We start from the raw sequence: 14,531 nt of genomic DNA, 5'->3' as shown, positions 1-14,531 counted from the left end.
GCCCGCGTCCGGCCGCCCGCTCCGTCCGGCGGGCCGGACGAACGGCGTGCGGACACCCCCGGCAGGGGGCACCCGCGGGAGCGGGGCCATGGCGGCCGGTGACGGCGGCGAGGACGGGCGTGGTGCGGCACCGCCCGGCGGACGGGGACCACACACGGACACGACCTGGGCCCCACACCATAGCTGGCGGCCCGTCAGTTGTCCGCCAGAAGACCGGACAGGGCCCGCCCGAAGAGCCGCCGCCCCACGAACGCCACCACCGGGTCGCACGCCCGGGGCAGCCCCCGTACACGCACCTCCTCGGTCCACGTCACCCGCACCGCCCCCGGTGCCGTCTCCCGCACCTCGATCTCGGCCCACCCGGCGACCACCCGGCCGCGCTTCTCCAGCCGGCACACACCCGCGCCCGCACCGTCCGGCCCGGGCGGCTCACACCGTACGACCTCCATCGGGTCGTCGAACGCGACCCGCCCCACACCGGTGCGCATGGTGAACCGGCTCCCGGCCCGCACCGGGCCCGGCGTCATCGCCGTGGCACGGGTCAGCGGCACCAGCGCCGCGTGCGCCGGCCAGTCGGTGAGCCGCCGCCACGCCTCGGCGGCGGACATCGGGACGGCACGCGTGATCCGCAACAGGGCCATCCCCGGATCGTAAGCCCCCGGCCCCCGCCCTCCCGGCCGCCGCCCCGCCCGGCGTCAGCCCGCGTCCTCCTCGCCGGCCACGACCAGGCCCGGCAGGTGCTCCGCCATCTCGGCGCGGATGCCGTCCGACAGCCCGCCGTCCGTCACCAGGGCGTCCACCTCGTCCAGCCGCGCGAACGAGCTCAGCCCCACGGTGCCCCACTTGGTGTGGTCCGCCACGACCACCACCCGGCGCGCCGAACGGACGAAACGCCGGTTGGTCTCCGCCTCCGCCAGGTTCGGGGTCGACAGGCCGGCCGCCACGGAGACACCGTGCACGCCCAGGAACAGCACGTCGAAGTGGAGCGAGCGGATCGCCTGGTCGGCCACCGGACCGACCAGCGAGTCCGACGGCGTCCGCACCCCGCCCGTCAGCACCACCGTCGCCGCGCCCGCCCGGGGCGCACCGCCCGAACCGGAGCGCTGGGCGGTGTGGAACACGTCCGCCACCCGCACCGAGTTGGTCACCACCGTCAGGTCCGGCACCTCCAGCAGGTGCTGGGCCAGCGCGTACGTCGTGGTACCGCCCGAGAGGGCGATCGCGCTGCCCGGCGCCGCCATGGCCGCGGCCGCCCGCGCGATGTCCTCCTTGGCGCTCCGCTCCAGCGACGACTTCGCCTCGAACCCCGGCTCGTGGGTGCTCGCCTCGGCCGACGGCACCGCGCCCCCGTGCACCTTCTCGATGACGCCCTGCCGCGCCAGCGCGTCCAGGTCCCGGCGGACCGTCATGTCGGAGACGTTGAGCCGGCGGGTGAGCTCGTTGACCCGCACCCCGCCGCGCCGCCTCACCTCGTCCAGGATCAGGGCACGCCGTTGCTCCGCGAGGAGGTTCTGGTTGTCGCTCACCGCTGGGGCCGGTCCTTCCCTCGTACCACCGCTGGCCAAGGGTCATCATCCTGCCACGGCCCCTCCGGCGACGGACCGGGGGAGATTCCGTGAGAACCCTGCCTTTCCGGCCCCCCTTCCACGATCCTGGTCACGTCCGGTCACGACCGGTCACCCGCCACCCCACGCGAACCCCACCCGAGAGGGGAGCCCGCTCGTGCCCCCTGCCACTGAGGAGCCCACGCGCCCCGGCGCCGCGCTGGAACTGCTGGTCCACGGCGTCGGCGGCACCACACCCGAGCTGATGCTCGACGACCCCCGGACCGTACGGATCACCGGAGACGGGACCGCGGCGATCCACCGGCGCACCGCCGACCAGTACGCGGAACGCGAACCGGAGCGGTTCGCCGACGGCCGGCCCGTCCCCGAGGCGTACTGCTGGTGCAACCTCACCTCCGGCAACGGATCGCGCGCCTTATGGCTGCTGCTCCTGCCGTTCATGGTGGTCAACCTCGCCCACTGGATGCGCCCGCCCGCCGAACGGCAGGCCGCCTCCCTCCGGCTCTACGGCGTGCTGGTGCGGCTCGTCGCCCTCAGCCTGACCGTGCTGCTCACCGCCGCCGCCTGCGAGGTCGCCCTGGATCTGACGGCCTGGCAGTGCGCCGGGTCCGCCCGCTGCGCCGGGGACCGGTCCTGGCTCGGCTTCCTGTCGGCCGCCCAGGGCGGCTGGTGGTCCCAGCCCGGCCGCCGGCTCGCCCTCGCCGCCCTCGTCCCCACCGCCCTCGTCGGCCTCCTGTGGTACCTGTCCAACCGCACCTGGAGCGCCTACGAGGCCCAGCGCCCGCCCCGGGACGGGCTGGACGGCGACGGCCCGGCCGGCCGGGCGCCACGGCCCGCCCTGGGCCGGCCCGGCTTCTGGTACGGCCGCCGCCTCGTCGCCCGGCTGCGCGCCGCGCACACCGCCGCCGGGCTGCTCACCGTCGCCGCGGCCGTCGGCGGGGCCGCCGCCCGGTACGACCGGCACGCCTCCGGCGGCGTCCGCGAGGCGCTCGGGCGGACCCTGGAGGTTGCCCTGCTGCTCGGCGGGGCCGTCGTGGTGGCGGTGGTGTGCCGCCGGGGCCGCAGCGAGAAGCGGATCGACAACCGGCTCGACCGCGCCGTCGTCACCTCGCTGCCCGGCGCCTCCGCCGCCCTGCTGCTCCTCGCCGTCCTCTACGCCGCCTGGTCCCGCCCCGCCTGGCGCTCCACCGGCACCCTCCCCGGGGACACCACCTTCAGCGTGATCACCCTCGCCCAGGGGGTCCTCGTCCTGGCGCTCGCCGTCGTGGCGCTGCGCCTGCACCGGCGCGCCCCCCATGCCCGGACGGTGCTGTACGGGCTCGGCGGCCCCGCCGTCGCGATGCTCGCCTGCGCCCTCGGCGGTGTCATGAGCGGCGGCGTCGCCCAGCGCGTCGCCGACTGGCTCGACGGCCCGGCCACCCCCGGCACCGGCGGCAACCCCATCGGGCCGCCCGTGCTGCTGAGCTGGCAGGCCTCCGTCATCCCCGTCCTGCTGCTCCTGCTGCTCGTCCCCGCCGTCGTCCTCGCCGTCCGCACCGCGCTCACCGCCCGCCGCCTCGCGCCCGTGGTGGAGGCCGAGTACGAGGGCGAGCAGCCGGACGCCGTCCGTACCCGGCGCATCGCCGCCACCCGGGCCCGCGCCGCGCTCACCGACGCGGCCCCCGTCCTCGTCGGCATCGTCTCCGGCGCCACGCTGCTGCTGGGCGCCGGTGCCCTCGCCGGCGCCTGGACGAGCGGCACGGTGCCCGGCCGGGCCTTCACCGGCGGCCCCCCGTTCGTGGAGAACGCGGCCGAGGCGGCGCAGGCACTGGGGTCCTGGCTCATCGGCTTCGGCTTCATACTGTTCGTCACCTGGGGCCGCCGCGCCTACAAGGACGCCTCGGCCCGCCGCACCATCGGCATCCTCTGGGACGTCGGGACGTTCTGGCCGCGCGCCGCCCACCCGTTCGCACCGCCCTGCTACGCCGAGCGGGCCGTGCCCGACCTGGCCTGGCGCATGTCGTCGTGGACCGGCCGCACGGGCGGCCGCCTGGTCATCTCCGGCCACTCGCAGGGCAGCGTGCTGGCCGCCGCCGCCGTGTGGCAGCTCCCGGCCGGCACCCGCCGCCGGGTCGCCCTGCTCACCTACGGATCGCCGCTGGAGCGGCTGTACGGGCGCTGGTTCCCCGCCTACTTCGGCCCCGGCCCCCTCGGCGCCCTCCACCGGGAGCTGCACTGCTGGCGCAACCTGTGGCGCCGCACGGACCCGATCGGCGGCCCGGTCAACCTCCCCGCCGAGGGCGACAAACCCGAGGTCGACCACCGGGCGCTGCGCGACCCGGTGGTGTACGGCCGCACCCATGAGCACCCGCTGCCCGAGCCGATCCTGGGCCACGGCGACTACCAGGCCGACCCGGTGTTCGCCAAGGAACGGGCCGTCCTGCTCGACCGGTTGCCGCCCGCGCTGCCGCTCCCGGCCACCCCGCCCGCCCCGGTCGGGGCGCCGCTGCCCGGGCAGCGGGCCGGAGCGGTCCCCGAGGGGCCGGCCGACCCGGGCCCGCCCGGCGAGGGTCAGGGCAGCTCCGGCAGATCCTCCGGGTAGAGCAGGGTCAGGTCGTCGGTGCTCGTCTCGGCGAGCCCGGCGACCCGGCCCGCGTGCCGCTCGACCATCGACTCGAACGTCCGGCGGGCGGTGCGGCCGTTGCCGAACGCGGGCCCCTTGGGCAGTTCGGTGAAGTACTTGAGGAGTGCGTCGGCCGTCCCCGCCGCGAGCCGGTACTCGTGCTCCTCCGCCTGCTGCTCCACGATCCGCAGCAGCTCGTCCGGCACGTAGTCGCTGAAGGTGATCGTCCGTGAGAAACGGGACGCCACACCCGGGTTGACGGTCAGGAACCGCTCCATCTCCTCCGTGTACCCGGCGACGATCACCACGACGGCGTCCCGGTGGTCCTCCATCAGCTTCACCAGCGTGTCGATCGCCTCGCGGCCGAAGTCCCGGCCGGAGTCCTCCGGGGACAGGGCGTACGCCTCGTCGATGAACAGCACCCCGCCGCGCGCCCGGTCGAACGCCTCCTGGGTGCGGATCGCGGTGGAACCGATGTGCTCGCCCACCAGGTCCACCCGGGACACCTCCACCAGGTGGCCGCGCTCCAGCACGCCCAGGGACGCCAGGATCTCGCCGTACAGCCGGGCGACGGTCGTCTTGCCGGTGCCGGGGGAGCCGGTGAAGACCAGGTGGCGGCGGACGGACGCGGCCTTGAGCCCGGCCTCGCGGCGCCTCCTGCCGACCTCGATCATGTTGGTGAGCGTGCGCACCTCGCGCTTGACGCTGTCCAGGCCCACCAGCGCGTCGAGTTCGCCCAGTACGTCGTCGGAGCCGCGCACGGACGGTACGGCGGCCGGCTCCGGCCCGGCGGTGGTTTGCCCCGGCACCCGTACGGCGGCGGCAGGGGAAGGGGCCGGTGCCGGGGCCGGCACGGGAGCGGAGGCGGAGACGGAGGCCGCCGTACCGAGCAGTCCGCCGGCCGACAGGGGCGCGGACGGCACCGTGCTCGCGGCGGAGGCGGCCAGGACCCCGCTCTCGTCACCGGTGCAGTCCTCCACCACGGGGCCCTCCTCCCCGAACTCGTACCCGGCTCGCGCACACCGCTCCGTACGGCACCGCCGGAGCGTCGTCCGGCAGCCGTCCCGCACATGGAAGCCGTACCCTCCGCTGTCCGTCACCCGGCAGCCGTGGAACGTGCCGCGGCCCTCCGCCGACACGTAGAACCCGGCCTCCGCGGGGGAGGTGACCGTGCACCGCTCGATCGCCGGGTCGGCACCCTTGGTGACGATCACCCCGGTCTGCACGGAGTCGATGGTGCACCCGTTCAGGGTGCCGCCGCTGCCGTGGTCGCGGAACCAGGCCCCCGTGGAGGCCTCCCGGATACGGCAGTCGTCGAGCTGGGCGGTGGCGCCGTCGCTGACCGACACGGCGGTGTTGCGCACCTGGGACAGGTCGCTGTCGACGACGTCGGCGCGCGACCCCCGGTCCAGGACGAACAGCGCGTCCGGCACGTCGTGGACGCGGCACGCGTCGAGCACGGCCGTCGCGCCGTCGCTGACCCAGACCGCCGGGTAGTCACCGGTGCTGTCGTGGATCTCGCACTGGTTGGCGTCCACCCGTGTGCCGGGGTCCCACACGGACAGGCCGTTGCGGCCGAACCGCCGTACCGTCGACCGGGTCAGCGTCAGCACGGAACGGGACCGGAGGTCGACCGCGTTCTCCGGCACGTCGTGGATGTCGCAGTCGGAGAGGGTCAGCACCGCGTCCGTGTCGAGGGTGATCCCGTCGGCCGTGGTCCGGTGCACGGACGAGTCGGTGAGGTGGGCCGCCGCCCTGGACGTGACCTGGACGCCGCTGCCCTTGATCTCGTACACCTCGCAGCCGATGGCCTCCAGGCCGCTGCCCTCGCCCGTCACCGACAGCCCGGCGCCCGAGGCGTGGTGGACCCGGCACCGCTCCAGCCGGGGATGCGCCCCACCGCGCACCGAGACGCCCGACTGGCCCGCCGAGACCACCTCGCACTCCTCGAACACCCCGCCCGCGCCGTCGAGTACGCCGATCCCGACGCCCGCCGGGTTGTCGACCGTGCAGCGCCGCACGGTGGGCCGCGCCGCGCCCCGGACCTCCACCCCGGCCGCCGAGCGGGTCACGATCCGCAGGTCCAGCAGCTCCGGCGTGCCGTCCTCGACGAGCAGCGCCGGCGCCGAGGTGTCCTGCCCCTCGACGTGCAGGTCCCGCACGGTCGCCGAGGCGCGCACGGTCAGCGGCACCCCGTCGGCGGGGGCGATCCGCACCGGGCCCACCGCGCCCTCCGCGCCGCGCAGGGTGACGGCGCGCTGGACGACCAGGTTCTCCCGGTACGTGCCGGGGGAGATGGTCAGGACATCACCGTCACCGGCGGCCTCCAGGGCCGCCGCGAGGGAGGCGTACTCGCCCGTGCGGCGCCGCCACCGCGATGTGCCGGTGTGCGTCACCTGGACCGTGCCCTGTGCCATGGTGCTGCCTTGCCCCCACCTCGTGCGCCGCGCGTCTTCCCGGACGATCGCACCACCGTAGCGCGCGCGGCGGGGGCGGGTTGACCGGTCGGCCGACCCGGTGGCGACGGCGGGTCAACCGCCCGCCCCCGTCCGGCCCCAGTCCGGGCCCGACCGTGCCCACGCCCGGTCCAGCCGCTCGTACCGCCGTCGGACCAGCCCCCGAACGACTGTCCGCCGGACGGCCTCGACGAGCCCGGCCGTCAGCAGCATGGTGCCGATGCCGGCCAGGACGGCGTGGTCGCGGGCGGTGGCCGCGGTCAGCGGGCGGTCGACCGGCCGGCCCCGGTCGTCGGTCCAGATCCGGAAGGTGTCGCCCGGCGCGGCGCCGGCCGGCGAGGTGGTCTGGGTCCCGGTGCGCCGGGTGCCGTCGGGCGCGGTCCACTGGGCCGGCACCGGCCGGCGGGGGCGGTGGTCGCCCGCCGGCCCGGCGTCCCGCGCCCGGGTGCCCCCGGCGGGGTCCAGCACCCGGGCGGTAACGGGATGCCGTTGTTCCTGCTGGAGCCGCGCCGACTGCTGGAGCGAGGCGTTGGTCAGGGCGCCGGCGACCCAGCCGGTGGCCGGGGCGGCGAGGCAGATCAGCAGCAGGGCGGCGAGCGCCACCCACGCCTCGGTGAGATCGGTGGCCCGGCACAGGGGATTGTGCCGCCAGCGCCAGAGCCCGACGACCGCACGCACGGGTCCGCACCCCCTTCGTGTCCGTCAACGCGTGTGCCGGGCTCCCGGGTTCCCGCCCCGGCACGGCCTATGCGGCGCGGGGGCGGGGCGGTGCGACGGTCTCACGGGGCCGGTGGCGCGACGTCCGCACGGGCACGGCGGCGCGACGGCGTCACGGGCGCGGCGGCCTCACGGGCGCGGCGGACGGATCACGCGGAGGGCCGGACGGACGGCTGGGCGGACGACCGGGCGGAGGAGGGCCGCCGGTCGAGGATCCTCACGGGGTCGCCCACCCGGATGGCGCCGGTCCCCTCGGGGACCAGGTTCTGGCCGAAGACCATCTTCTTGCCGATGAGGCGGTGCCGGGCCAGCGTGCGCAGCGGCTCCCTGCCGCGCCGTGCCGTCGCCTGGTCGGTGGTCGTCACGACGCAGCGGGCGCACGGCTTGGCGACGCGGAAGGTGACCTCGCCGATCGCGAGGCGGCCCCAGTGGTCCTCGTCCCAGGGGTCGGTGCCCTCGACGACCACGGTGGGCCGGAACCGGTCCATGGGCAGCGGGCCCTCGTCGGGGTGGTCGCCCCGGGCGATGAGGGAGTTGAGGGCGTCCAGCGAGGAGACGGAGGTGACGAGCAGGGGGTAGCCGTCGGCGAAGTTGACGGTCTCGCCGGGCAGCGCGTGATCCGGGTCGATGGGGCGGCGGCGGGCCGGGTCGTCCAGGTGCACCAGGCGTACGGCCTCGCCCAGATAGGCGCTGAACCATGCGTCCGCTGCCTCCCCGGCGGGCACCGCCTCCACCGTGGTGCCGAAGATCTCCGCCGGTACGGTCGCGGCGGGCTCCGGCACGGCGACGGTGAGCGGCTCCGTGCCCGGCGCGGACAGCCGGAGCCCGCCGTCCTGCGACTGTTCGGCGAACGCCAACGCCAGCCGCGCGTGCTGGCGTTGGGTGACCACCTTCGCCGTGGTGTCGATCAGCATCCAGCGGCGGTCCCCGGCGAGCCCCCATGGCTCGACCGCCGCGGTGACGGGTGAGGACCCGCCGAGGGACTTGACCGGACGGATGTGCAGCGCTTGCAGGACAGGAGTCGGCATGGCCTCATCCTGCCAGCACCGATGACGTCCCTCGGACCGGCCGAAGCGGCCCGGTCAGTACCCTCCGCCCTGGTAGGGGCGGTTGTAGGGGTCGTCGTAAGGCGACGGCGTGGGCACCGGCCGGGGCGCCGCCGGGCGCATCGCCTCGTACCCGGCCGGGACCGGCCGCTGCTGCTGGGGCTGCGGCCCCGGGTAGCCGTAGCCGCCGCGGGGAGCGGTCGGCTGCTGCGGGATGTACGGCGCCGGCATGTGCTGCAACGGGGCGGGCTGCGGCGCCGCCTGCTGGGGATAGCCGTACGCCCCGCCGCCGTAGGACGGCATGGGCTGGGAGGGGGCGGCCGGAAGGGCGGGGAGGGCCGCGGGCAGCGCCGGCAGGTAGGAGTTGCCGGTGTCGTAGGCGGCGGGCACTCGGATCGGCGCGATCTGAGGCGTGCCCCGTTCCGCGACGAGGGAGTCGTAGATCGGGGTGTCCGGGAACGACGGCGCGTTGTAGTAAGCGCCGCCGTAGGAACGGGGGGAGGTCATGGCACATAAGGTAAGCCCACGATGTGCCGTATGGGGAGGCCGATAAGCAGGTTCTTTTACGCGGTGTGAGTGGCGGCGGATCGCCAATACGAGCGAACCTGGGAAAAACGGTCACGGTCCGTGTAAAGGCCAGGCTGATGGGGGGTTACCGGCAGGTCGGTCGCGCATCGCGGAAGGCCGGAGGTGGCCCGTACAGAAATCCCCGCATGATCGCCGGACGTCCGTTCCGCATGTCCATGCTTAAAATGGATCACTCATCACCAGGGAAATTGGACCGGGCTTACGGACCGGCGCTACTCCGCGTGCCGGGAAAGGTGCGCAGCGGCGCCGACTCCGGCTTTACGTCCCCGTCCTGACGTCCCGTCACCCCTCGCCGGCACTCCGGGCCCACGGGGCCGCCCCGGGACGCGGGTAGGTCCGGCCCTTCCACGCGGCCCCGCGGCCCCGGTGGTGCAGCACCGCCGAATCGACCGTCATGCACAGATAGAGGGACGCCGTCACCGGCAGCAGGAGCGCCTGCCACAGCGACTGCCGGTAGTAGCGCAGCATCGGGACGTACGACCCCGCCATGATCGCCCACGCCACCGCGCCCAGCGCACCGGCCGCCGCGTCACCCGCGAACAGCCCCGCACCCACCGCGGCGGGCGGCGCCAGGTACACCACCGCCAGCCCCGCCACCGTCCCGGCCAGCACCACCGGGCTGTGCCACAACTGGGCGTACGCGCTGCGCGCCACCATCCGCCACAGGTCCGCCAGCCGCGGATACGGGCGCACGCTGTCCACCCGGTCGGCCAGCCCCAGCCAGATCCGGCCGCCGGCCCGCCGTACCTCCCGGGCCATCGACACGTCGTCGATCACCGCCTGACGGATCGACTCCGGCAGGCGCGCCCGCACCGCCGTGTCCGTGCGCAGCAGCACGCACCCGCCCGCGGCCGCCGCCGTCCGCGCCCCCGCCCGGTTCACGCGGCGGAACGGATAGAGCTGGGCGAAGAAGTAGACGAACGCCGGAACGATCAGCCGCTCCCAGCCCGTCACCACCCGCAGCCGCGCCATCTGCGACACCAGGTCGAGGCCGTTCGTGGTGGCCGCCGCGACCAGCTCGCGCAGGCTGTCCGGCTCGTGTGCGATGTCCGCGTCCGTCAGCAGCAGGAACTCCGGGCCGCCCGCGCCGGCCGGCGTCCCCGCCGCCCCGGCCGCCGCCCCGCCACGCGCGCGTGCCAGGGCGATCCCGTGCCGCAGCGCCCACAGCTTGCCGGTCCAGCCCGGCTCGGGCGGCCCGGGCGACGTCACCGTCAGCGGGGGCCCGCCGCACCGCACGGCCAGGGCGCGGGCCACGTCCCCCGTACCGTCCGCACTGCCGTCGTCCACCAGGAAGATCTCCAGCGGACCCGGATAGTCCTGGGCCAGCAGCGACGGCAGGGCCAGCGGCAGCACCTCCGCCTCGTCCCTGGCCGGCACCACCACGGCGACCGACGGCCACCGGTCCGGGTCGGCGCGGCGCGGCAGCCGCTGGTCGGTGCGCCAGAAGAAGCCCTGCCCCAGCAGCAGCCACGCCCAGGCGGCCACCGACCCCAGGGCGATCCACGCAATGGTGCTCATTCGCCGCAGTCTGCCCCACAACGGCCGGAGCGCAAGGGTGTCGGCTAGGGTGACCGGGTGAAGATCGCGCTCATGGACTCCGGAATCGGCCTGCTGGCGGCGGCCGCCGCGGTGCGTCGGCTGCGGCCGGACGCGGCTCTCGTCCTCTCCTCCGACCCCGACGGCATGCCCTGGGGCCCGCGCACGGTGGACGACCTCACCACCCGCGCCCTCGCCGTGGCCCGGGCGGCGGCGGCGCACCGGCCCGACGCGCTCGTCGTGGCGTGCAACACCGCCTCCGTCCACACCCTGCCGGCCCTCCGCGCCGCGCTGGAACCCGCGATCCCGGTGATCGGGACCGTCCCGGCGATCAAGCCGGCCGCGGCCGGCGGCGGACCCGTCGCCATCTGGGCCACCCCCCTCACCACCGGCAGCCCCTACCAGCGCAACCTCATCAGGGACTTCGCGGGCTCGGTCCGGGTCACCGAGGTGCCCTGTCCCGGCCTCGCGGACGCGGTCCAGTACGCCGACGAGGAGGCCATCGACCGGGCCGTCGCCGCGGCCGCCGCGCTCACCCCCGACGACGTCACCTCCGTCGTCCTGGGCTGCACCCACTACGAGCTGGTCGCCGAACGCATCCGCGCGGCCCTCCGGCCCGCCGGACACCCGCCCCTGGAGCTGTACGGCTCGGCGGACGCGGTCGCCGCCCAGGCCCTGCGCCGCGCCGGCGCCCTCCCCGCGCCCGACGCGACCCCCGGCACCGACCTCACGGTGCTGCTCAGCGGCCGCGAGGCGGAGCTGCCCGCCGCGGCCCTCGCCTACGCGGAGGGCCGCCTCCTCCGGGCGGCCGCGCCCACCACCCGCTGAGGCGCCCGGGCCGCTCGTCCGGACGGCCCCCGACGACGGGGCGCGGTGGCGGAACGTGCGTACGCTGCTACGCATGAGGGACCACTCCCGCGACGAGCCGCTCCCCCCTGGTCCGGACCCGGCGCCGGAGCCCGCCCCCGCTTCCGCGGTCGGCCCCGGCCCCGGTTCGGCCCCCGCCGCCGGCCCCGGCCCCGGCCTGGTGGCGACGGCGGCGCCGGTGCCCGACGTCTGGACCGGACGGGCCACCAACCGCGCCCAGTGGGCGCTCGCCGCGGCGGGCGCGGCCTGCGTGGCCCTCGGCGTCGCCCTGGGCGTCGAACTGTCGTGGGCCTCCGGCACGGCCGCCCTGCTGATGGCGGTGGTCGGCTGTGTCGCGGCGGGGCTGCTGGTCCTGTTCGGGACGCTCGCCTTCGTCCACGTCGAGATCACGGTGGACCTGCACGCCCTCGACGTGCGCTGCGGCCACCTGGGCCTGCCGCGCCGGCGCATCCCGCTGGACACCGTGGCGGGCGCCGAGTTCATCCCCTCGGTCACACCGTGCCAGTGGGGCGGGTGGGGTTACCGGTGGCTGCCGGACAAGGGCACGGCGGTGGTCGTCCGCCGGGGAGAGGGCCTCGTCCTGACCCTGAGCGACGGGCGGACCTTCACGGTCACGGTGGACGACGCGGAAACCGCCGTCCACGTCATCCGCCACCGCCTCCGGCTCCGCCACCGCCACCGCCCGGCCCCGACGGGCCACCCCGCCCCGGGCCCCGGTACCACCCCCGTCCCCGGCCCCCCACCGCCCCCGGGCCCACCCTGACGCCGCGGACCGCGGCGTGTGCCCCCACCGCACCGCCGTCCCCTCGGCCTTCTCCTCCGCCTCCTGCGCTCCCTCCGCCCCCCTGCGCCCCCTCCACCCCCCCCGCGCCCCCTCCACCTCCTGCGCCCCTCCGCCTCCTGCGCTCCCTAGGCCTCCTGCGCCCCTCCGCCTCCGGCCGCACCGGGCCGCCCCGCCGCCCGCCGCAGCCCGGGCCGGGCCGGGGCGGGGCGGCGGCGTCGTGCTCGTGGAGCGCGCTGGGGTTCGCACAGGTGGTCGCCGTAGACTCCGCACGTGAGCGCCACCATGACCACCGTCGATGTCCCTCCCCCCGCCCCCGATGAGCGGCGGGGCCGGTTGCCGCGGCGGTTCGTGAGGCCGGCGGCCGCGGTCCTGGCCGGGGTCCTGCTGTTCCTGAGCTTCCCGCCGCGCCCCCTGTGGTGGCTGGCCCTGCCCGGGTTCGCGCTCCTCGGGTGGACGCTGCGGGGCAGGCGCCTCCGGGCCGGCTTCGGCCTGGGGTATCTCGCCGGGCTCGGCTTCCTCCTGCCCCTCCTGGTGTGGACCGGCGAGGAGGTCGGGGCCGGGCCGTGGCTGGCGCTCGTCGCCGCCGAATCGCTCCTCGTCGCCGCCACGTGCCTGCTCGTCGCCGCCGCGTCGCGGCTCCCCGCGTGGCCGGTGTTCGCCGCCGCCGCGTGGATCACGGGCGAGGCGGTACGCGCCCGCGTGCCCTTCGGCGGCTTCCCCTGGGGCAAGATCGCCTTCGGCCAGGCGGACGGCCTCTTCCTCCCGCTCGCCGCGGTGGGCGGTACGCCCGTCCTCGGCTTCGCCGTCGCCCTGTGCGGCTTCGGCCTCCACGAGGCGGTACGGGTCCTCCGCGCGTACCGGAGGACCGGCGCCCTCCCGCGCGGCCCCCTCGCCGCCGCCGCCCTGTCCCTCCTCGTACCGGTCACCGCCGCCCTCGCCGCCCGGCCGCTGGTGTCGGACACCGCCGAGGCCGGCACCGCGACCGTCGCCGCGATCCAGGGCAACGTGCCGCGTCTCGGCCTGGACTTCAACGACCAGCGCCGGGCCGTCCTCGACAACCACGCCCGCCGCACCGAGCGACTGGCCGCCGACGTCGCGGCGGGCCGGGCGCCCCGGCCGGACTTCGTCCTGTGGCCGGAGAACTCCTCCGACCTGGACCCCTACCGCAACGACGACGCCCGGATGGTCATCGACCGGGCGGTCACCGCCATCGGCGTACCGACCGTCGTCGGGGCCGTCCTCACCCCCGAGACCGGGCCCCTCCGCAACACCCTGATCCAGTGGGACCCGCGGCGCGGGCCGGTCGCGACGTACGACAAGCGGCACGTCCAGCCCTTCGGCGAGTACATCCCGATGCGGTCCTTCGTGCGGATCTTCAACAAGGACGTGGACCGGGTCAGCCGTGACTTCGGCCCCGGCACCGAGGTCGGCGTCTTCGACCTCGCCGGCACCAGGGTCGGTCTCGCCACCTGCTACGAGGCGGCCTTCGACTGGGCGGTGCGGGACACCGTCACGCACGGCGCGCGCCTCATCTCCGTACCCAGCAACAACGCCACCTTCGGCCGCAGCGAGATGACCTACCAGCAGCTCGCCATGTCCCGGGTGCGGGCCGTCGAGCACAGCCGTTCCGTCGTCGTGCCCGTCACCAGCGGCGTCAGCGCGATCATCCGCCCGGACGGCACCATCGTCCGGGAGAGCCGTATGTTCACCCCGGACGCCCTGGTCGCCGAGGTGCCGCTGCGGTCCTCCCTGACGCCCGCGACCCGCATGGGCACGCTCCCCGAGGCGCTCCTGGTCCTGCTCGCCGCCGCCGGTCTCGGCCGGGTGGCGTACGGGGCCGCACGCCGCCGGAGCTCCGCCACCGACCGGGGACGGGTCCATGGCAACTCCTGACTTCATCCGGACTCTGCGGGCCACCGCCGGACAACAGCTCCTGTTCCTGCCGGCCGTCACCGCCGTCGTCCTGGACGACGAGGGCCGGGTGCTGCTGGCCCGGCGCGTCGACAACGGCCGCTGGTCGCTGATCGGCGGGATCGCGGAGCCGGGGGAGCAGCCGGCCGTGACCGTGGTGCGCGAGGTGTACGAGGAGACGGCCGTCGAGTGCGTCGTCGAACGCGTCGTCCTGGTGGAGACGCTGCCGCCGGTGACCTACCCCAACGGCGACCGGTGCCAGTTCATGGACACCAGCTTCCGCTGCCGGGCCGTGGGCGGGGAGGCGCGCGTCAACGACGACGAGTCGCTGGAGGTGGGCTGGTTCCCCCTGGACGCGCTGCCGCCGCTGCGCGCCGGAGAGCTGTTCCGGATCGAGCGGGCCCTCACCGACGCCCCCACATGGTTCGCCACCACGGCCGACTGAACCCAACTATGGGC

Annotated in this window: 12 protein-coding genes; 5 read left to right on the top strand and 7 right to left on the bottom strand. The window is 75.9% G+C overall.

The annotated features are described in order from the left end of the window. Positions 1 to 194 precede the first annotated feature (194 nt). Both ACZ7LK_RS16180 and ACZ7LK_RS16175 read right to left on the bottom strand, forming a co-directional pair. Positions 195 to 641 (bottom strand): SRPBCC family protein, encoded by a 447-nt coding sequence (locus ACZ7LK_RS16180; protein WP_469464811.1) that lies wholly within the window; start codon positions 639 to 641, stop codon positions 195 to 197. Positions 642 to 695: 54 nt separating this feature from the next. Continuing rightward, positions 696 to 1,526 (bottom strand): DeoR/GlpR family DNA-binding transcription regulator, encoded by an 831-nt coding sequence (locus ACZ7LK_RS16175; protein WP_392273485.1) that lies wholly within the window; start codon positions 1,524 to 1,526, stop codon positions 696 to 698. A gap of 196 nt (positions 1,527 to 1,722) precedes the next feature. Between ACZ7LK_RS16175 and ACZ7LK_RS16170 the strand changes: the two genes are divergently transcribed. Continuing rightward, positions 1,723 to 4,146, top strand: a complete 2,424-nt coding sequence (locus tag ACZ7LK_RS16170; protein ID WP_392273486.1) for a hypothetical protein — start codon at positions 1,723 to 1,725, stop codon at positions 4,144 to 4,146. Here the strand turns inward: ACZ7LK_RS16170 and ACZ7LK_RS16165 are convergent. The 5 genes from ACZ7LK_RS16165 to ACZ7LK_RS16145 all read right to left on the bottom strand — a co-directional run bounded on the left by ACZ7LK_RS16165 (position 4,116) and on the right by ACZ7LK_RS16145 (position 10,492). Beyond that, positions 4,116 to 6,584 carry a right-handed parallel beta-helix repeat-containing protein gene (locus ACZ7LK_RS16165; RefSeq protein WP_471141287.1) on the bottom strand — a complete coding sequence of 823 codons (2,469 nt, stop codon included), beginning with the start codon at positions 6,582 to 6,584 and terminating at the stop codon, positions 4,116 to 4,118. The genes ACZ7LK_RS16170 and ACZ7LK_RS16165 overlap by 31 nt on opposite strands. A 114-nt stretch (positions 6,585 to 6,698) precedes the next feature. After that, positions 6,699 to 7,301 (bottom strand): Rv1733c family protein, encoded by a 603-nt coding sequence (locus ACZ7LK_RS16160; RefSeq protein ID WP_471141284.1) that lies wholly within the window; start codon positions 7,299 to 7,301, stop codon positions 6,699 to 6,701. A 188-nt stretch (positions 7,302 to 7,489) separates the two neighbouring features. Beyond that, entirely contained in the window at positions 7,490 to 8,368 is an 879-nt protein-coding gene (locus ACZ7LK_RS16155) for an MOSC domain-containing protein (RefSeq protein ID WP_471141281.1), read from the bottom strand. A 54-nt stretch (positions 8,369 to 8,422) separates the two neighbouring features. Next, positions 8,423 to 8,893, bottom strand: coding sequence for a DUF6643 family protein (locus ACZ7LK_RS16150; protein WP_392273490.1), 471 nt, complete (start codon positions 8,891 to 8,893; stop codon positions 8,423 to 8,425). Between the two features lie 363 nt (positions 8,894 to 9,256). Beyond that, positions 9,257 to 10,492: a glycosyltransferase gene (locus ACZ7LK_RS16145; protein WP_471141277.1), complete on the bottom strand. Its 1,236-nt coding sequence runs from the start codon at positions 10,490 to 10,492 to the stop codon at positions 9,257 to 9,259. Positions 10,493 to 10,549: 57 nt separating this feature from the next. Between ACZ7LK_RS16145 and ACZ7LK_RS16140 the strand changes: the two genes are divergently transcribed. The 4 genes from ACZ7LK_RS16140 to ACZ7LK_RS16125 all read left to right on the top strand — a co-directional run bounded on the left by ACZ7LK_RS16140 (position 10,550) and on the right by ACZ7LK_RS16125 (position 14,517). Continuing rightward, positions 10,550 to 11,338 (top strand): glutamate racemase, encoded by a 789-nt coding sequence (locus tag ACZ7LK_RS16140; RefSeq protein WP_392273492.1) that lies wholly within the window; start codon positions 10,550 to 10,552, stop codon positions 11,336 to 11,338. A gap of 73 nt (positions 11,339 to 11,411) precedes the next feature. Beyond that, on the top strand, positions 11,412 to 12,140 hold the full coding sequence (locus ACZ7LK_RS16135; protein ID WP_471141274.1) for a hypothetical protein: 729 nt from the start codon (positions 11,412 to 11,414) through the stop codon (positions 12,138 to 12,140). Between the two features lie 291 nt (positions 12,141 to 12,431). Further along, positions 12,432 to 14,054, top strand: coding sequence for an apolipoprotein N-acyltransferase (gene lnt, locus ACZ7LK_RS16130; protein WP_471141271.1), 1,623 nt, complete (start codon positions 12,432 to 12,434; stop codon positions 14,052 to 14,054). Further along, a complete protein-coding gene (locus tag ACZ7LK_RS16125; RefSeq protein ID WP_392273495.1) occupies positions 14,041 to 14,517 on the top strand; it encodes an NUDIX hydrolase in 477 nt (158 codons plus the stop codon). Before lnt ends, ACZ7LK_RS16125 begins: the two co-directional genes overlap by 14 nt. Positions 14,518 to 14,531 lie beyond the last annotated feature (14 nt).

It is taken from the genome of Streptomyces sp. NPDC039423, from assembly GCF_055598725.1.
Note: the sequence above shows the minus strand (reverse complement) of the source record. Positions and strands in the feature narration are given on the sequence as shown.

Bases quoted from the DNA above. Each gene is read 5' to 3' on its own strand.
- ACZ7LK_RS16180 (WP_469464811.1), bottom strand. From the start codon at position 641: ATGGCCCTGTTGCGGATCACGCGTGCCGTCCCGATGTCCGCCGCCGAG.
- ACZ7LK_RS16165 (WP_471141287.1), bottom strand. From the start codon at position 6,584: ATGGCACAGGGCACGGTCCAGGTGACGCACACCGGCACATCGCGGTGG.
- ACZ7LK_RS16155 (WP_471141281.1), bottom strand. From the start codon at position 8,368: ATGCCGACTCCTGTCCTGCAAGCGCTGCACATCCGTCCGGTCAAGTCC.
- ACZ7LK_RS16150 (WP_392273490.1), bottom strand. From the start codon at position 8,893: ATGACCTCCCCCCGTTCCTACGGCGGCGCTTACTACAACGCGCCGTCG.
- ACZ7LK_RS16145 (WP_471141277.1), bottom strand. From the start codon at position 10,492: ATGAGCACCATTGCGTGGATCGCCCTGGGGTCGGTGGCCGCCTGGGCG.
- ACZ7LK_RS16135 (WP_471141274.1), top strand. From the start codon at position 11,412: ATGAGGGACCACTCCCGCGACGAGCCGCTCCCCCCTGGTCCGGACCCG.
- ACZ7LK_RS16125 (WP_392273495.1), top strand. From the start codon at position 14,041: ATGGCAACTCCTGACTTCATCCGGACTCTGCGGGCCACCGCCGGACAA.